The sequence below is a fragment of the Streptomyces sp. CNT360 genome (assembly GCF_000424785.1).
In genome coordinates this window covers 630,704-649,219 of record NZ_AUKO01000002.1, presented here as the reverse complement: position 1 = coordinate 649,219, position 18,516 = coordinate 630,704, and the positions used below count along the sequence as shown (strand labels likewise).

8 protein-coding genes and 3 pseudogenes are annotated in these 18,516 nt (G+C 68.0%); 4 read left to right on the top strand and 7 right to left on the bottom strand.

The window, feature by feature from the left end; translation table 11 throughout:
- Positions 1–305: 305 nt before the first annotated feature.
- From H297_RS44075 to H297_RS44065, 3 genes and pseudogenes are all read right to left on the bottom strand, one after another.
- Positions 306–587: a hypothetical protein gene (locus H297_RS44075; protein WP_486589436.1), complete on the bottom strand. Its 282-nt coding sequence runs from the start codon at positions 585–587 to the stop codon at positions 306–308.
- A gap of 477 nt (positions 588–1,064) precedes the next feature.
- A pseudogene (locus H297_RS44070) lies at positions 1,065–1,274 on the bottom strand (methionine adenosyltransferase domain-containing protein); the annotation flags it as partial.
- 118 nt (positions 1,275–1,392) lie between these two features.
- Positions 1,393–1,536 (bottom strand): annotated as a pseudogene (locus tag H297_RS44065) (methionine adenosyltransferase); the annotation flags it as partial.
- Positions 1,537–2,431: 895 nt separating this feature from the next.
- On the opposite strand from H297_RS44065, the gene H297_RS0107165 reads away from it, so the two are divergent.
- Positions 2,432–3,346, top strand: a complete 915-nt coding sequence (locus tag H297_RS0107165; RefSeq protein ID WP_027736474.1) for an ABC transporter ATP-binding protein — start codon at positions 2,432–2,434, stop codon at positions 3,344–3,346.
- Positions 3,336–4,112: an ABC transporter permease subunit gene (locus tag H297_RS0107160; protein ID WP_027736473.1), complete on the top strand. Its 777-nt coding sequence runs from the start codon at positions 3,336–3,338 to the stop codon at positions 4,110–4,112. The genes H297_RS0107165 and H297_RS0107160 overlap by 11 nt, the downstream gene beginning before the upstream one ends.
- Positions 4,113–4,301: 189 nt before the next feature.
- Here the strand turns inward: H297_RS0107160 and H297_RS0107155 are convergent, their stop codons facing one another.
- The gene (locus H297_RS0107155; protein ID WP_027736472.1) at positions 4,302–5,102 is read right to left on the bottom strand and encodes a response regulator transcription factor; all 801 of its coding nucleotides are present in this window, start codon (positions 5,100–5,102) and stop codon (positions 4,302–4,304) included.
- Between the two features lie 303 nt (positions 5,103–5,405).
- Between H297_RS0107155 and H297_RS35060 the strand changes: the two genes are divergently transcribed.
- Both H297_RS35060 and H297_RS0107145 read left to right on the top strand, forming a co-directional pair.
- Entirely contained in the window at positions 5,406–6,500 is a 1,095-nt protein-coding gene (locus tag H297_RS35060; protein ID WP_051351610.1) for an ATP-binding protein, read from the top strand.
- A complete protein-coding gene (locus tag H297_RS0107145; RefSeq protein WP_027736471.1) occupies positions 6,484–7,152 on the top strand; it encodes a response regulator transcription factor in 669 nt (222 codons plus the stop codon). The genes H297_RS35060 and H297_RS0107145 overlap by 17 nt, the downstream gene beginning before the upstream one ends.
- A gap of 5 nt (positions 7,153–7,157) precedes the next feature.
- Here the strand turns inward: H297_RS0107145 and H297_RS0107140 are convergent, their stop codons facing one another.
- The 3 genes and pseudogenes from H297_RS0107140 to H297_RS44060 all read right to left on the bottom strand — a co-directional run.
- A complete protein-coding gene (locus tag H297_RS0107140; protein WP_051351609.1) occupies positions 7,158–7,940 on the bottom strand; it encodes an alpha/beta fold hydrolase in 783 nt (260 codons plus the stop codon).
- An 83-nt stretch (positions 7,941–8,023) separates the two neighbouring features.
- On the bottom strand, positions 8,024–9,115 hold the full coding sequence (locus H297_RS35055; protein ID WP_037793046.1) for a MupA/Atu3671 family FMN-dependent luciferase-like monooxygenase: 1,092 nt from the start codon (positions 9,113–9,115) through the stop codon (positions 8,024–8,026).
- Positions 9,112–17,817, bottom strand: a pseudogene (locus tag H297_RS44060) (SDR family NAD(P)-dependent oxidoreductase); the annotation flags it as partial. The pseudogene H297_RS44060 and the gene H297_RS35055, both read right to left, overlap by 4 nt.
- Between the last annotated feature and the right edge of the window lie 699 nt (positions 17,818–18,516).

The following is an 18,516-nucleotide window of genomic DNA, read 5'->3' as shown; positions in this document are numbered from 1 at the left end:
CCCAAGGCGCGGCGAAGCCCCGGCCGGTGAACTCCACCGAGCCGGGGCTTCGTCGTCTCACGCAGATCTCACGGACTCCGTGGAACGAGCCGGAAAAGCTGGCCCTGACCTGGACGTTTGCGCACTCCCCGGAACTCACAGACCCCTGTGGACGGTGTTTCGTTCACTGGGGGTCAAGGGGTCGTGGGTTCAAATCCCGCCGTCCCGACTTTACGAAGTCGCAGGTCAGGGCCGGTTTCGGAGGCATCCGGAACCGGCCCTCGATCATTTCTGGGGGCCAGTGGGGTACCGGCGCCCTTGACCGTTCAGCGGGTCACGACGACGGAGCTGCGCAGCGAGTGTGGTGCGTGCGACGTGCTGGGGTGCGCGGGAAGCGCCGCCCCAGTGGCCGTGATGTCGCCTACGCCCGGGTGCAGGTACCGCTGGGCCGTGGTCGGCGATCCGTGGTCGGCGATGCGTCGTAGGACGGACGTGCATCTGAACCCTGCGTCGGCGAACCAGATCAGTCCGGTGTGCCGGAGGTCGTGGCGGCGCGGGTGCTCGTAGCCGAGCCTGCTGACCACGTCGTTGCATGTGTGGCGTCGCATCGCGCAGGACGGCGGGGGGAGACGCGTCCGCTGCGCGGGCCGGTGAACACGCGGGCACCAGGATCCGGGCCGGCGGACAGGAGGCGTCGAGCGACGAGGGGACGGATCTCTTCGACGATGGGAGCCTTGCGGGCGCGCTTTCCCTTGGTGCCCTTGTCAGTCAGCCCACCGGGCGCGGGTCTCAGGCTGCCGCGTCGCAGACATCGACACCAACAAGCGGATCTGGACCGTACAGCGCCGGACCGTTACGGCGGACTGGACGGAACTATGGTGCGGACGGGGTCTGTCGACCGCGCGTGGCACATGGACGAGCCGCGCTCGTCGCCGGCAGACGTGGCCGAAGGGCTCGACATCTGCCGAAGGACGCCGGATTGCTTCACCTCCTGGTCCTCGGCCAACTGCTGGAGCAGCTCCGCAGTCGCCCCGTAGTGCAGTCCCGAGCCGATGTACGGCTGGTGGCCGGACCGGGTGCGCTGCTCACCCTGGATCGGCTTCGTCGACGGCGTAGGCGACTTGAACCTCGCAGCGGTCGGCGAGTCCGGCGGCCTCGATGTTCTTGGCTGCTCAGCGTGTTGCGTACGCGGCTGAGCGATCGACCTTGGAGAGGTCCTAGCCCGAGAAGGCGCGGCCACCGTGCCGGGCAGACCCGCCGTATGTGTCGATGACGAACTTGCGGCCCGTCAGGCGGCGTCCTGCATCGGACCACCGATTTCGGAACGGCCGGTCGGGTCGACCAGGAGACGGTGGATGTCCGTCTCCGGCTTGATGCGGTCCTGGGCGAGTTGGTCGAGGAGACGACCACGGTGTCCAGTCGAGTCGGTTTGCTGCCCACGTACTCGATGGTCACCTGAGGCTTACCGTCCGGACGGAGGAAGGGAGGGGTGTCGCTCTTCCGGACTTCGGCGAGTCCACGGGAGAGCCGGTGGGCCAGTTCGATGGGCAAGGGCATGAGACCTGGTGTCCCGTCGCATGCGTATCCGCACTTCGGACCCTGGTCGGCCTGCGCCCTGATGGTTCAGTGCGTCTGTCTCCTCCTCGCCTCGTGTCTCGTAACCAGAGTCGACCCCTTGTGCGATAGCGGGAGGTTGGGCACCGAGTCAGGTGGAGACCCCACAGGAGGCTCCGTCGAATCCCGTGGTGTTCGGCGTCTCCACAGCGACACGCGAGGCGGGGTCTTGCTCAAGAGGAGCGTCGAGAACCGTGTCCGACCCGATCGGCCATCGTGTCGGGGTGGTCCCCGGTCACCGGTTCCGAGGTGAAGAGCTGAGATGACATGTGGTTCTCCCGTTCGGGACGTGAGCGCTCTCTGGCCTCCGCTCGCGTGGAGAGGCCATGAGACGGGCAACCGGCGTCGGCCCCTGTGCCTCGAAAGGGGTACGCGACCTCCACCTCCTTCTGTGTATGCGCAGCTCAGGATGGGCGCTTCAGGGGGGCTGGGAGAGGTACACCGGATGTGAGTGCCAGTGACTTCGCAGCGCGGAGCGTGCCTTTATGCATCGTTAACGGGGATGCGCATAGCGCGTACTGTTTGTTCAGTGCATACTGAACGGAGCGAAGGAAGTTCAAGGCACCGTCTCGCCCGGTGGCGGTATCCACCGCTGCAGAGCGGGAGGTGAGGCGCCTGGTGCCCCCTCAAGCTCTGTGGGGAGCGGAGCATGATGATCGCTTCTCGCCTCAACACCCATACGTGGGACCGAAGATGCTCTGGATCGGGTAGCGAAGCGCGGGGGAGTTCATCAGGTGGGGCGGTGCCTGGCGGAAGTGCGACTTCCACGAGTGGCGTGAGTGTGAGGTGCCGCTCGTCCGGGTCGATCGAGAGCAAGAGCAGAAGGAGCGAATGCAGCATGACCCCAGTGGCGCTAGCCGAGGGACTCGGTAAGTCCTACGGCAAATTCAAGGCCCTGGACGGACTGTCGCTGAGTATCAACGAGGGAGAAATCTTCGGGTATCTCGGTCCCAACGGGGCCGGCAAGACCACGACCATCCGCTTGCTGCTCGATCTGCTGCGCCCGACCGAGGGCCGCGTCGAACTCTTCGGACGTAATCCCCGCGAGGGCGGTGCCGAACTGCGCAGGCGCGTCGGTTACCTCCCTGGTGAACTCCCCTTGGCCGGTCGCGGTAGTGGTCTGGAACTTCTTGAGTTCCTCGCCAAGGTGCGTGGCGGGGTGTCGAAGTCCACCATCACCACGCTCGCCGAGCGCCTCGGGGTGGACCTGACGCGTCCGGTGCACAACCTCTCGAAGGGCAACAAGCAGAAGGTGGGGATCATTCAGGCATTCATGCACCAGCCCGACCTGCTCATCCTGGACGAGCCCACCACCGGACTTGATCCGCTGGTCCAGCAGGAGTTCCTGACCATGGTGCGGGAGGCCAAGAACAACGGGCAGACAGTGCTGATGAGTTCGCACATCCTGTCCGAGGTCCAGCATGTCGGCGACCGTGTCGCAATCATCCGCGGAGGCAAGCTGGTCTCGGTCTCCGATGTGGCAACGCTGCTCGAACAGGCCCAGCGCAGGGTGGAGATCCGCTTCGCCGACCCCGTCGATCCGCGCCATTTCTCCGCTCTGCCCGGAACCCGGGACGTGCAGGTAAGGGGCGCGACGCTTACCTGCACACTCGACGGCGCCGCTGATGCGCTGGTCAAGACCGCCGCCCAGCACACCGTGATCAACCTGGTGTGCGAGGAAGCAGATCTTGAAGAAATCTTCCTGCATGCCTACGAGCAGGAGCCCGAGGAGGAGATGCACGGTGTCCGCTGAACCACTCGCCGTCTTCGCCAAGGCGCTGCGTGATCAGCGCCGCGGCCTGGTGTTCTGGGCGATCGGTCTCGGTCTGATCACGCTGATGTACACCTCCAGCTTTGATCCGGACAAGGCCACCGAGAACCCCAGCGGATTCCAGGAAGCGCTCTCCTTCGACGACCTGGCCTCTGGACCAGGGTTCCTGAAGGCCACTGTCCTCGGCATGATCGTGCCGCTGCTCCTGCTGGTGTACGTCACTCTCAACGGCGCCAAGTCCGTCGCCGGCGAGGAGGAGACGGGGCTGCTCGACCTCTACCTGTCTCATCCGATCGAGCGCGGACGACTTCTCCTGCAGCGGTTCGGTGCGCTCTGTCTGGCCGTCGTCGCCTTCTCGGTCCTTATCCTGCTGGAGCTCGCCGTCCTGGACACCGCACTGGACATGCGTGTCGGCTTCGGTAATCTCCTGGTCACCATCATCGGCCTCGCCCTGCTCGCGATCACTTTCGCTGCCGTGGCCTTCACCACGGGGGCGGTGACAGGCCGCCGCACGCTGACCGTGGCGATCACCGCGGGGTACGGCGCGTTCTCGTTCGTCGTGAACGCGCTGGCCTCGCAGTCCGAGGCGGTGAAACCGCTGAAGTATCTGTCGGTCTTCTACTACTACCTGGGCGGCAATCCGCTGCAGGAAGGCCTTGGCCCCGAGATGCTTGTGCTGCTCGTCGCTCCCGTCGTGCTCCTCCTGCTGGGTCTTGCGCGCTTCCGTAACCGTGACCTGAACGTCTGACGTTCATCAACTCCTCCGCCGCGCCCATCCCCCGGGGGGCGGCGGGGGTTCACGTTTTGTGGGGCAGGGCGGGCAGTCGATGGTCGCGCGACGCAGCAGCGCCGACGGTCGTTGAGCGGTGTGCCCCGACGAGTCAGTCCGTCAATGGCAACTTCAAGCACGCACCGACCGTATCGATGGACAGCCCGCTCACGCGGCGGAATCCTGGGGAACCGTCAGACGGTAGCCGACTCCGCGGACGGCCTCGATCCACTTCGGGTTGCCCAGCTTGCTGCGCAGGGAGCCCACGTGCACGTCCAGGGTCCGCGTGGATCCGAACCAGTTCTCATCCCATACCTGGTTCATGATCTCCTGACGCTGCATCACGGTGCCCGGCTCTTCGAGCAGCATCGTCAACAGGTCGAACTCCCGGCGCGTGACGCGGACTTCAGAACCGTTGAGGTACACCCGCCGGGCCCGAGGGTCGAGACGGAGCGGTCCGGCCGACAGCGATGTCCGCGCCGGAGCCTCCATCGACTCCGTCTGCGGTGAGGCGTCGAGGCTGGGTGGGGGAGTGGGCGAGGGGATGCCGTGCAAGAACGTGACGGGCGACGTGCTCGTCGCTGTGGTCGAGCCGACACCGCCGTGCTGTGGGCAGCCCCCCGCCCGCCGGAGGATTGCCTGGATGCGCGCCAGCAACTCGTAGCGGCTGAGGGGCTTCGCCATGAAGTCGTCCGCGCCCATGTGGAACGCCATCACACGATCGAGTTCGGCCGTACGCCCGCTCAGTACGATCACTGGGACGCAGGACTGTTCCCGTATGCGCCGGCAGACTTCGTATCCGTGCAGGTCCGGCAACTCCAGCGCCAACAGGACAAGGTGGGCGGAGGGTGCCAAGTCGACGGCCTGTCCGCCCGCAGCCGTGCGGTACACCTGGTAACCGTGCCCGCCGAGTGTTCCCGTGAGCGTATCGGCGGCATTGTCGTCGTCCTCGACGATCAGCACGTTCATGGTTCTGAGGCCTCCCCGTCGTAGAACCGCTGTCCCGCGGCCCCTACGTAACCTGTCGAACGTCTTGAGATCTCGTTCTATAAGTCGGTCGGTCGACTTTCAAGCCGCGACAGGTGTGCCCGCGCCGAGGGAGGCAGTCCCGTGTGCTCCTTTCGGGACATCGGAAGCGTGTATACGGAAGGTTTCCGTCGGATACCGTCAGCATCCTGACAACTTCCTAACGCGCCGTGCCCAGGTGGCGAGGTACTCTCCGGGTTCCGGATCAACGAGCGGTCAAGAGGCCGACTGATCAGGTAGGGGGCGATGGTGACTGTGCAGGGGGAAGTGCGTGTTGCTCCTGCCTCCGTGCTCGAACGCCGGCTCGACGAGGTTCTCGCTGTATACGAGGAGTCCCTGCTCGCATCAGGGAGTTCGCACCTCGGTGATACCCGTCGAGCTGCTCTGCGTGTGACCGAGGCGCGCCGTCTGCTGGTCCACGTCATCGCGGAGTTGCGGTGCGGGACCTGCTTACCGCATGGAACGGACTCGTTGAAGGGCGAGGCTCTCGACCCCGACGGGCGGGTGACGCATCCCGTGGAGTCCGGTCGCGCCTCGGCTGCTCTCTTCGATGCGGTGACCGTTGTGCTGCTCGACGAGCCCGAGCAGACGAGGCCATCGCCTGCCGCGTTCTCTGTACTCCTGTCCTTGCTCCACCATCAGATCGTCGCTCGTCACTCGGCACTTTCGGTGGCGCACAGTGGCTATCTCCTGGAGCGGGTCCACAGTGCGCGTGACGATGAACGACGGTGTGTGGCCAGGGAGTTGCACGACGAGGTAGCGGGACACTTGGGCTCCGCCCTCAACTGGCTCGAGCTGTACGATTTCTATCGCGACACGCAGCCTGAACTGGCGCGCGAGAAGGCCGCAGCGGCCCGAGACATCGTTCGCGCGTCCCTGGCCCGGCTGCGTGAGGTGATGAGCGGACTGCGGCAGCACGCCGATACAGGGTCACTCCGTGCTGCCCTCGCGGCAGACCTCGACGCCACGGGAGACGAGCAGTCCGCTGACGTACGCATCTCTGTCACGGGCGATGAGGCGTGGCTGCCCCCGCTGGTGGCGGAGGAGCTACTGCTGATAGCCCGTGAGGCCCAACGCAATGCGTTGCGGCATGCGAAAGCCACCGTGATCAACGTAGCCGTCCACCTCGAACCGGGCGAGGCTCGTGCTGTCGTAGAGGACGACGGGGTCGGATTCGATGCGAAGGCCCCTGTGCCGTGTGGGCACGGCGGCATGCTCTCCATGCGTGAGCGAGCGGAACTCCTGGGCGGCGATGTTCTGGTGGAGTCGCAGCCCGGATGTGGCACTAGAGTTCTCGTTTTTGTTCCTTTTAAGGGGGAGAAGGGTGGAAGCGAAATCTAGGACCCTGCGCATCGTTGTCGCTGATGACCACACATTGTTCAGGGAGGGAGTGCGGGAAATTCTCACTTCCGCCGGCATCGAGGTGGTGGGAGAGGCCCACTGCGGGGAGGACGCCTGCCGCAAGGCGGCGGAACTCAAGCCCGATGTCCTCGTCCTGGACATCGAGATGCCGGGGCAGGGTGTGCGCGGAACTCTGCCGCAGCTACGGCAGGTCTCACCGCATACCCGGATTCTCGTCCTGACCATGCACGACGACGTCGCGCTCGCCCGTGAGCTGCTGTCTCTCGGTGCCAGTGCGTACCTGGTGAAGGGGTCGACACGGCATGAACTCCTGTCGGCCATCAAGAGCGTGTGCGTCGACCGGGACTCAGGGCATGTGATTCTTTCCGTCTCCCAACACGGCTTCGACAGGGTGGGCCAGGCGCCCGGCGACCTCCTCTCGGGGCGCGAGTGCGAGGTCCTGGCCCTGGCAGGTGAAGCACTGAGCAACTTGCAGATCGCGCGCCGTTTGTCCATCGCGGAGGGCACGGTGAAGCGACATCTGCGCAATGTCTACGGCAAGCTCCGCGCCGTGTCCCGCCTGGACGCCGTGAACAAGGCGGTGGCCGCCTCTTTGATCCCGGCGCCCACCGGGCGTGACGACAGCGGATGACCCGGTCAGGGAATCATCGCCGCGTAGAGATCCGCGGTGAGGTCGTCGAGAACCTCTGTATGTTGCGGCCCCAGGAAGAAGTGCCCGCCGGCGAAGGTGCGCAGTCGGAAGTGGGATGCGGTGTGCCGACGCCAGGCGTCGAGGTCGGTGTTGTCGAACTCGGGATCCTCCTGTCCGGCGTATGCCGTGACAGGGCAGGACAGCGGCGTTCCGGGAATGTGCTCGTAGGTCTCCAGGAGCGTCACGTCCGCACGTAGTACCGGCAGATACAGGGCACGCATCTGAGGGTCGTCCCGGATGCTCGGGGGGATGGCACCGAAGCGGTGGTCCAGCGCGTCCAGGAAGAGGTCGTCAGGCAACCCGTGTACGACCTGGTGGCGCAGCGGCAGATGGGGCGCCGACCGTGCCGATACGGTCAGGTGCACAGGCTCCTTGTCGTGTCCGGAAACCAGTTCCCGGGCCAGCTCGAAAGCGAGCAGAGCACCCAGACTGTGTCCGAACAGTGCATAGGGGCCGTCGATCCGTGGTGCGAGCGCGGCGGCCATCTCCTTGACGAGGAGGGGGACCCGGGTGTGCGGGTCTTCACGAAAGCGGGCTTCGCGTCCCGGCAACCGCAGCAGCCACGGCTCCACAGTGCCGGGAAGCGCCTCGGCCCAGCCTTGGAATGCCGCCGGGCCGCCCCCCGCGTAGGGGACGCAGATCAGCCGCAGAAATGGGGCGTCACGCGGTGCCGGGCGCAACACCCAGCGGTCGAAATCGTTGGCGGACGCGGCGTCGGCCGAGGTCATCGAGGGGCTCCAGGAAGAGGAAGACGTACCGGGACCGAGGCGGCCGGTTCCTGCTCGAACAGACTCCGACCGCCTCCCTTCCCTCAGGCGCGGGTGTAGTACCAGGAAAGCGAGTCGTCCGCGGATTCCGCCACAGTCCGCGGTTCGGCGAACCGGGCACGCAGGGCGTCCAAGTGGGGCAGCATTGCGAGGACCGTGTCGAAGGGCACGCCGAAGTCCACCAGACAGGCGATCTCGCCGACACCGATGTCCGTCAGGCGCTGCACCACCTGGGCGCACTTCTCGGGGGTACCGAGCAGGGAGCGGCGCTGGTAGAAGTCCTCGGCGGCGATGTCGACGAGCTCCTCGTGCTCGGCGTCACTCATCGACGACGACGTCCCGTCGACGGCTGCGTTGTTGCGCTTCTGCTTGACGAAGGAGGAGAGGTAGGACCGCACCGGGTCGTGAACGATGCGCTTCACCTCGGCCTCATCCTCGCCTACGAAGGTGTGCAGTCCGACGGTCACCACGCCGGTCAGCGGATCGAGCCCGGCCTTCTCGCGAGCATCGCGGTAGGCGGTGATGTTGTCCTCCAGCCGCTCCCAGCTGTCGAGCAGAGTCAGCACGTTGAGGCCGAGGGAGCCGGCCTGCGTCCAGGTCTGCGGATTGGAGGTGTGCACCAGCCACAACGGCAGCTCCGGCTGCTGCGGGCGCGGGTAGGTGCGTACGTGGAGGTCCTGCTCGTCCGGACCGGGGAAGGCTGCCTCCTCGCCCCGCCACAGGGAACGCAGCGTCTCGATGTGGCGGAGGGTGTAGGCACGGCGCTCTTCATACAGGTCAGGGCGGAAGACGAAGTCGCCCTTGTGCCATCCGGTGGCGAGGCACAGACCGACCCGCCCGCCGGACAGCTGGTCGACCAGGGACCACTCCTCGGCCACGCGTACCGGGTGGTGGTGGGGCAGGACGACACTGCCGGCCCGCAGGTGCAGGTTCTCCGTCGTGACGGCCAGGGCGGCGCTGAGGACGGAGGGGTTGGGGAAGCTTCCGCCGAACTCCTGGAAGTGGCGCTCGGGAGTCCAGATCGCCTTGAATCCCTTGTCGTCGATGTAGCGGGCGATGTCCAGGATGAACCGGTAGCGGTCCCCGAAATCATGGCGGTCGTTGGACGAGAAGAAGTAGACGCTGAAGTCGGTCATGACCGTGATCCGTTCGGAGCGAGAGCGGGCAGGGTTGCGGAGACGACCTCGGCGATGGCCCGCAGGTTGTCCTCGAGCACGATGGTGAAGTGATCGGCGTCCAGGGCGTGTACGTCCACCTCGTCCCCGGCCAAGGTGCCGAGCCCGTTCGTGGTGTCGGAGTCGTCGCGATCGATGGCCGGCATCCCGTACGGGTTCTCGGCCGCCGAAAAGCCGTTGGTGGCGTGGAACACCGTCGTCGGAACCGGTTGGGCGAACGCCTTCGCCTGGTAGTCCAGCAAAAGTTTGCCGTTGCGGTCGAGCAGCACGAACCGAGTGCGGATCAGACGCTCCACCTCCTCCCGGGACAGCTCTGCGGGCGAGCTCTCCACGATGTGGCGGGTGATGTGGTCGATGGCCTCGTCGACAGTCAGCTCCGCCAGCTGATCGATGGTCAGGCTCGGGTCTGCCTTCCACAACTGCGCGGCGGAGTTGCCGATCAACATCAGGGTGACGGAGTTCTGGTTCTCTTCCGTGATCACCGTGTTGTCGACACCGGTCCACGCGCTGGTGCCAGGCAGCAGCGCGTCCACCAGGTAGAGGCGTGAGACCGCCTCACCCGCCTCCACCAGTTGACGGGCCATTTCGAAGGCCAGGATGCCGCCGAAGGAGGCGCCACCGAGAACATAGGGACCGTGCGGATGCTCCTCGCGGATCTCGGCGACGTACCTCGCCGCCATGTCGTCGATGGAGGGGAACTCGGTGAAGCGCAGGTCGGCGTCGAGCTGTTCAAGACCGTAGACCGGGTGGTCCATGCCGAGGTAGCGGGACAGGTAGATGCAGTAGCTGACGTCGCCGAACAGATGGTGGACCCAGAACGACGGCGTCTTCGTGCCACTGCGGTTGATCGGCACGAGGAAGTGCCGGTCCTCGGCCGGAGCGGTACGTACGAGCTTGTGCGCGGTCCGCGGCGACTGGGGAGCGGCGGACGGCTCCGTGCCTTCCGCCCGGGCCGCCAGTTCGCGGGCACCCTCGCGGGAGACGGTCCCGGCGTCGGCCACGACCGGCGCGAGCAGCGCGGGCGGTGGAACCAGGGACCGGTCCCAACAGCGTGCGTCCTGGGTGGCCAGGACGGTGGTGCGACCCGCGAGAGCGAGCGGGCGCACGGCAGTGTCTGCTGCAGCGCGCCGCAGCGCTGCCCGCCAGTGTGCGGCCGTGCGGAGACGCTCAGCCAGTGCGTCGCCGGTGAGCGGAACACCGGGCAGAGCGGTCAACAGCCGTACCGCCGTGCTGACTGCGGTGTCGCTGTCCTGGCCCGGGGCGATGTCCTGGAGGCCCGCACTGGACCAGACCGTGGCGAAGTGGCCGGCCACCGCGTGGACGTCGTCCGCCGCGTCGTCGGTGTCGGTGGCGTCCGGCTCGGGAGCGTCCAGCAGAACCAGCTCGGCCACCTCGTGGCCCGCGTCGGTCAGCACACGGGCGGTCTCGACCGCGAGACGAGAGGCAATCGAGTGGCCCGCGAGCCGGTAGGGGCCCTGCGGCCGGTCGGAGGTCACCGCGGCGGCGCAGGCGGCGGCGAGATCGTTGAGCCCCTGACCACTGTTCGCCTGCGGTGCGGGAGTGGTGAACTCGACTCCTCGCAGGGGGCCACCTGCCCCCAGCCAGTCGCGAAGGTGCAGCAGCCAGGTCAGTTCGCCGGTGGCACCCGGCAGAGCATGCAGGGGTACGCCGCTCTCCTGACCCCCGAACGGGATGGTGACGGCTTCGGGCGACGCGGCAGTCTGTGGTGCCTCATCGGCGGGGGAGCCGCCGGCGACGCCGTACTCGTCGACCAGATGGGTCACGAGACTGTTGAGGGTGGTGCACTCGAAGATCGCGGCCATGGGGATGTGGTCACCGAAGGCGGCCTGCAGACGCTGCATGATCCGCAGTGCGGATATCGAGTCCACCCCGTAGGCCGTGAGGTCGCGATCGGGGTCGACCGTCTCGGGGGTCAGACCGATACCTTCCGCGACCAGCACACGCACCCGGGCCGCCAGGTCCTCGCCGGCATGGTCGGTTGCCTGTGGCCTCGCCGCGGGTGCCGGTGGAGTGAGCGGGGCACGCGCAGCGCCGGTTACCGGCGACTCCGGTGCGGCAGGCCGAGCTGCCGGAGGCGTGGGTGACGGTGCCGGCACCGGCGGGGATGCGGACCGCGTGCTGCCCGGCGCGGTCGCATCAGCGGCCGGCACGGCCGGTGCGGCGGGCGCCGGAACCGTCCGCCTGGCAGTGGCCGGTGCTTGCGGTGAGTCCACGGGGACCGGCGTCACGACAGGAGTGGGGGGCGCGGTTGAGGAAGCACTCCGGGCCGGTGCCGGCAGCCAGTGCCGCTCCTGAGCGAACGGATAGCCAGGAAGTGCCGCCACGCGGCGACGGATCGGGTCGTCGTGCAGTCGCTCCCAGTCGAGGTCGACGCCCCGGACCCACAGCGCTGCGGTCTTCGACAGTGCGCCGTCGCGCGTCGGCTGGAGGATTCGTTCGAGATCACCCTCGTCGAGCAGGTCGATGCCCTTGCCTTCACCGGCGTGCGCGGTGGAGTGGAGCGCGGGGTCCTGCTCTCCTGCGAGGAACATGTGCAGTGCGGCGGTCAGGTCTGCTGCCGAGCGCGCCACGACGGCTAGGCGCCGCTCGAAGGCGGGGCGGCCGGTCTGCAGGGTACGGGCCAGAGCGACGAGGTCGAGGTTTCCCGGGCCCTGCGCTGTGGCCCGCTCGACGTACTCCGCGAGCCGGCCCGCGTATGTGGCGAGCTGCTCCTCGCTGTGGGCGCTGAGCACGAACAGTTCGTCCTGCCGGGGCGCGCCCGCGTCGGGGCGCTCATCCACGAACTCCTCGACGACGAGATGGGCGTTGACCCCGCCGAACCCGAAGGAGCTGATCCCCGCAAGGCGCGGTGCCTCGGCCCCTGTCGCAGTTCGCGGGCGATCCCAGGGGCGTGCTGACTCGACCAGGTGGAAGGGACTGTCGGCCAAGTCGAGCAGTGGATTGGGACGCTCGATGTGCAGTGTCGGCGGAAGCATGCGGTGCCGCATGGCGAGCACTGTCTTGACCAGTCCCGCTACACCGGCCGCTGTCTCCAGGTGTCCCACGTTCGTCTTGACGCTGCCGAGGGCGACGAACTGGCGGCGCTCGTCCGGCACCCCGAGTTCGCGGAACGCCTGTGTCAGCCCGTTGAGTTCGACAGGGTCACCGAGCGCGGTGCCGGTGCCATGCGCTTCGACGTAACCCACGAGGGAGGCGTCCGTACCCCCGTCACGGTGAGCCGCGGTGATCACCGCCGCCTGGGAGGCGGAGTTCGGAGCGGTCAGCGAGGCCGCGCGCCCGCCGTGGTTGACGGCTGTGCCGCGCACGGTGGCATACACCGTGTCGCCGTCGCGCAGCGCCGCCGAGAGTGGCTTGAGGAGGACGGCGCCGACGCCTTCGCCGCGCACGTAGCCGTCCGCGCGGTGATCGAAGGTCTTGCACCGCCCGTCCGCTGCCAGCATGCCGGACTTGCCGAACGCCAGGTAGCCGGTGGGGTCCAGAGTGAGGTTGACGCCGCCCGCGATGGCCGCCGAGCACTCGCCGCTGCGGATGGCCCGGACAGCGCGGTGCACGGCGACGAGGCTGGAGGAGCAGGCGGTGTCCACCGGTTCGCTCGGGCCGCGCAGATCGAGCAGGAAGGAGACCCGGTTGGCCAGCACACTGTGCGCGTTCCCAGTGGCCAGTTGGCCGTCGATCTCGACGCCGGACTGCAGGAGCAGTGTCGCGTACTCGGTGGAGCCGCAGCCCACGAAGACGCCGGTGTCTGTGCCGGCGAGCGCGCCAGGATCGTGCCCCGCGTCCTCGATGGTGTGCCAGACGGTCTGCAGGAACAGCCGGTGCTGCGGGTCCATCAGGCGGGCCTCACGCGGCGATATCCTGAAGAATGACGCGTCGAAAAGGTCCGCGTCGACGAGGAATCCACCCCATCGAGAGGCGACCTTGCCCGGATCCTTGGCCGGGTCACCGTAGATGTCCCGCCAGTCGAAGCGCTCCGCGGGGATGTCGCTGACCAGATGGCGACCGCTGACCAGGTTCTGCCAGTACGTGCTCAAGTCGGGCGAGCCGGGGAAGGCACCGGACATACCGACGATCGCGACCGGCTCGTGACGGGAGGTGTCCGAGGCCCCTTCGTGTACCGGGTGAGGAGCACCGACCGGTGCGGAGTCGTCCGTTCGGGCAGGGGCGCCGGCCGGATCCGGTTGCGATGCGGTGCTCTGCGTGGTCGGGGCGGCGGGAGTCTGTCCCGGCACCTTCTCCGCCAGGTTCTCGACCAGGGCGCCCACATTGCGGAAACCGTACAACTCGGAGGGGTTGAGCCGCGTGGTCAACTGGGCGTTGATGCGGTTGGCCAGCGCGACAACCGTGACGGAGTCGAAGCCGAAGTCGCTGAGGTGCTCGTCGAGACCGATGTCTTCGGGCAGTACTCCCAAGACCGCGGCCACCGACTCCACGACGGTCGCCTGTACGTGCTGGATGTCCGCAGCCGGCCTACCGGGATTGGGGGACACGACGATGTTCTCCTCGCTGTTGGACGGCCGCTTCTCGACGGCGTTTGCGGTAGGGGCGACAACTGCGGGCAGCCGGTACCGAGTCCGGGCGAACGGGTATGTCGGCAGGGAGACGATCTGGCCTTCGTCGAGTCCACATGCGCTGTAGGTGCCGTGCAGTTCGGCACCGTTCACCCATGCTCGTGCGGCGTCAGCCAGCCGCCGGGCGTCGGCGTCGGGCGGCACCTCGTGCACACTTTCCGCCTCTCCCGCACGGGCCGTGTGGACGAGGGCCTGCTCGGTTCCGGACAGATACCCCGTAAGAGCGGTGATCAGTTCCGGTACGTCATGGGCCACGAGAGCGAGACGCTCGGCGAGCGGTTCGCGTCCCGCGGCCAAGGTCCGAGCGATGTCCGAGAGCGACGGTGCCCGCTCGCCGGCCGCTTCCAAGCAGTCGCGCACCTGCTCAGCGAGCGAGCGCAGCTGTTCCTCACGTCGTGCCGAAAGAAGTACGAGACGCGGGCCGCGACGCGGAGTGGACCGGGCGGGTTCCGGTGGTGCGGCGAGTACCAGATGGGCGTTGGCACCACCGGCGCCGAAGGAACTGACAGCGGCGATACGCTTCGGTGCGGCGGTGGGACGAGGCCACGGTTCCACCTCACGCACCAGTTGCAGGCTCCCCTCGGAGAAGGGGGCGATCGGCTCGTCGCAGTCCAGCGTCGCCGTCAGCTCCTCGTGGCGGAACTGAAGGAGAACCTTGGCGAGCTGAGCCATCCCCGAGGCCGCCTCCAAGTGACCGAGAGACGGTTTGACCGAGCCGACCGCGGTGCCCGTACCGCCGAAAATGTGTGCCAGCGTCTGGGCTTCGGCCGGGTCGGCGAGCGGGGAGCCGGTCGCCTGCGCCTCGACATATTGAACCTGTTCAGGGGCGACACCCGCACGGTCCAGAGCCCGGCGGATCAGTTCTTCCTGAGCATCGGTGCTGGGGGTGACCATGCTGGTGGTCGCTCCGTTGGCGTTGACGGCAGAGCCCAACAGGAGCCCGTACACCCGGTCGCCGTCCCGCTCAGCGGCCGACAGCGGTTTGAGGACGACAGCGCCCGCTCCCTCACCGGGCACCATGCCTGCGGCATCTGTCGCGAAGGAGCGGCTCCGGCCGTCCGGCGAGAGCATGTTCATCGCTTCCAGAGCCGTGTGGTGGGAGGGCTCCAGAAGGAGGTTGACGCCGCCGACGACGGCCGCGCCGCAGTCGCCGCGCAGCAGCGCTTCGCGAGCCAGATGCAGTGCGGTCAGCGAGGAGGAACATGCGGTGTCCACCGCGAGACTCGGCCCGGTGAACCCGAAGGTGTAGGACACGCGGTTCGCCGTGGACCAGTGTGTGGAGTGGGCGTGGGCCTGAGAACCAGCTCCGCGCAGCTCTGCGGCGAGGATCTGGTAGGGGCTGTGCATCAGGCCCGCGAACACACCGACGCCGCTGCCGTTCGTCTCGCGCGCTGAGCGTTCCAGGGAACGACGCGTGGTACCGGCGTCCTCCAGAGCCCTCCACACCGCTTCGAGGAAGATGCGTTCCTGCGGGTCGGTGCGTTCCGCGTCTCGGGGGGACATGCGGAAGACGAGAGGATCGAAGGCTTCCACGTCCGCCAGGAAAGAGCCCCAGCGGGCGTCGGCACGACTGCCTTCGGGGTTCCAGCGCTCGGACGGGACCCCGGTGACCGCACGCCGTCCCTCGCGCAGGTGATGCCAGAGGGCGTCGAGCGTCTCGGCGCCCGGGAAGCGGACACTGATGCCGACCACGGCCACGGCCTCATCGTTGCCCGGGGAACGCCCTGTGGTGCAGGGCTCGATTCGGGGCTCCACGTGCTGCGTCGACCGCGGGCTCGGGCCGGCTGCGACCGGACGCGGGGCAGCCCGCTCTTCGGACGGCGCCGGGTGGCGTGCCGGCGCGGTCGGCGCCGCCTGGTCGGCCAGGCGGGTCAAGGGCTGGGCGGGGTCGGCGAGGAGGGCCTCCACCACTCCGTGGAGCGAGGTGGACTCGTAGGGGACGGAGCACGGCACTGGACCGAGGTCCGCCTCGATGCGGTCGGCCACCTCCATGCTGATCAGGGAGTCGACCCCGTACGAGGCCAGGGGGGTGCGGGGATCCAGCTCGTCCTCGTCGAGCTTCAGGACTTCGGCGAAGACCCCGACGAGATAGGCGATGGCCTCGCTCTCGCCGCTCGCGAGGGAACGGTCCTCCGCAGGGGCAGTGGCCGGTTCGGGCACCGGATCGGCTGACGCCGTCTGCCCGGCTCGGTCGGTGTCCGGTACCGGCCAGACATCTCGCTCGGCGAGCAGCACGTGCTGGCCCGCCCACCCGTGGTCGGTGTCCGCGGTGCCGATCACCCGTACTCCGCGCAACCCCGAGTCGAGCAGCACCGATCGCCAGGTTCCGGGTGTGAGCAGCGGTGAGTGCGACTGACGCAGCCGTCCGTCGTCGTACGCCCACCAGCCTTCGGTCAGACCGAAGATCATGGTGATGGCGTCCAGGACCCTGGTGCCTTCGTTGACCAGCAGCAGGCCGCCCGGGCGCAGGAGCCGGGCTGCGGCGCGCACATTGTGGCGCACGTCCGGTGTCGCATGCAGCACGTTCGCGGCGATGACGACGTCGTACGAGCCCTCCGCGAAGCCCTGCTCCAATGGGTCCGCCGAGATGTCGAGGACCGCGAACTCTGCCTGCGGGTGGGCGTCCGCGAACTGTTCGCGGGCCTTGCGTACCAGGCCGGGGGAGACGTCCGTGTAGGTGTAGCCGAAGCGGTCGCCGTGTCGGCTCAGGCTCTCCAGGACCGGGCGGCTGGTGCCGCCGGTGCCCGCGCCGATCTCAAGAAGCTCCACGCGATCGGCGCCCTCCTCCAGGCGACGGTCGGTGTAAGCGGTGACCGCGGCGGCGCACACCGCGTTGAAGTGCTCAGAGCGTGGGTCGTCGTGGTAGAGCGGTGCCACCTTGTGACCGCTGCCGCCGGGGAACAGTACGCTCAGGCCGCTCCGCCGGCCGCACAGTACGTCCGGCAGCGCTTCTGTGCACTCGCGCAACAGGTCTGCCAGCGGCTGTGCATGCGGGTAGCGGTCGACCAGGGCCGTGCGCAGCGCCTCGGCCGCGGCAGGGTCAGGTACGCCCGGCTCGGTGGCGGGCACGGTCACAGAGCCGTCCGAGTGCCTGGTGACGTGTCCGCCGCGAGCAAGGGCGAACAAGGCGGCGTCGAACAGACGCTGTTGCTCTTCGACGACGCCGAGGCGCCGTAGCAGTTCGGTGCGTTCGACGGTGGCCCCCGGCAGGGGCCATGCGCCGTGCCCGATGAGCGCGTCGCGCAACAGCAGGCGGGCATACGGCTCCAGAGCGGCGAAGAAGTCCTCACCGATGAGCCGCGCATCCTTTGCGGTCCGGGTGCGCGCGGCCTTCTCGGCCCGGGCCGTCGCGTCGGACGTCACGGCTGCCGCGGGTCGAGGAGCAGCGGCGTGGCCGGCTTCGGTCAGGCGCACGGCGGCGATCTGGGTTTCTTCTCCTGCCAGTACCCGCCGCAGGGCTTCCACGCCAGCCTGGTCGCTGATCGGTTCGACGCCGAGGCGGGCCGTTACCTGCGTGCGGTAGTCCTCGCTGGCAACCGAGCCGCTCTCTCCCCACAGGCCCCAGTTGACGACCCGCACCGGATGGGCAAGCCGGGCTCCCAGGAACCGGCCGTAAGCGTCCTGCAGTGTCGAAGCGGCGGCGTAGTTGGCCTGGCCCGCGTTCCCGCTGTGGGAGATCGCCGAGGAGAACACCGCGAAGAAGTCCAGAGGTGTGTCGGCCAGGACGCGGTGCAGCAGCACGGTGCCGTGTGCCTTGGGGCCGAACGAGGAGCGCAGAGTGGCCTCGTCCATTCGGGAGAGCGTGCGGTCGTTGAGGACGAACGCCGAGTGCACCACGCCGTCCACACCGCCCCACTCCTCGCGCATCCGAGCCACCGCGCCACGCAGTGCGGCCTCGTCGGTGACATCGGCGACTGCGTAGTGAACCCGCTGCGGGAACGACTCCAGCAGTGCGTGCACCTCGGCGGGGAGACGATCCTCGCCACGGCGGCCGGTGAGCAGTACGCGCGCCTCGTAGTCCCGGGCGAGCCATTCGCCCACGACCCGGCCGAGACCTCCTGCACCCCCCGTGATCAGATAGCGGCCGCCCCTGCGCACCGGCAATGCGGTTCCGGTGTCCGGCAGGTCGATCCGCTCCAGGCGCTTGGTGTAACGGACGCCACCGGACAGGGCCGCTGGGTGTGCGGGGCGGGCCGCCGGTTCGTCGGCCAGCTGACCGACCAGATCCACGAGGTCGCCGCGACGCGAGTGTTCGGCCATGTCCTCACGGGCCACGTCGATACTGCTGACCTCCAGGAAGCCCAGCTCACGGGAGGCCGTGGCGGTCAGCCCCGCCAGTGCCCCGCCGAAGGGGTTGCGAGCGCAGACATCCGGGTCGGTCTGCTCCACGCCGGAGGTGACGACGTGCAGGCGGACCGTGTCCCGGCTCTGCCGGGCCTGAAGGGCCTTCAGCAGGTGGAAGAGCGCCAGTGGCCCTCGGTCCAGCGCGAGATCGAGCTGGTCGAGATCGTCCTCTGCGTACAGATGCTCCTCCACACCGCCCAGGAACCATATGGCCCCGAGATCGTCCACCTGCTGGAGCAGTTGCTCGTACTCGTCCGTACGGAGCGCGAGATCCTCCAGTGCGGTGTGGTGGACTTGTCGGCCGAGAGCACGGTGGTACTCGCTCACCGCGTCGCCCAGCCCGTGGTCGTGCTGGCTGCCCAGGACGAGAACGGGCGCAGTGTCGGCGACGGTCCCAGGCATCGGCAGCGGGTCAGGACGCCACACAGG

Excerpts from the sequence above, each read along its gene's own strand:
- H297_RS44075 (WP_486589436.1), bottom strand. The coding sequence starts at position 587 with ATGCGACGCCACACATGCAACGACGTGGTCAGCAGGCTCGGCTACGAG.
- H297_RS0107165 (WP_027736474.1), top strand. The coding sequence starts at position 2,432 with ATGACCCCAGTGGCGCTAGCCGAGGGACTCGGTAAGTCCTACGGCAAA.
- H297_RS0107155 (WP_027736472.1), bottom strand. The coding sequence starts at position 5,102 with ATGAACGTGCTGATCGTCGAGGACGACGACAATGCCGCCGATACGCTC.
- H297_RS35060 (WP_051351610.1), top strand. The coding sequence starts at position 5,406 with ATGGTGACTGTGCAGGGGGAAGTGCGTGTTGCTCCTGCCTCCGTGCTC.
- H297_RS0107140 (WP_051351609.1), bottom strand. The coding sequence starts at position 7,940 with ATGACCTCGGCCGACGCCGCGTCCGCCAACGATTTCGACCGCTGGGTG.
- H297_RS35055 (WP_037793046.1), bottom strand. The coding sequence starts at position 9,115 with ATGACCGACTTCAGCGTCTACTTCTTCTCGTCCAACGACCGCCATGAT.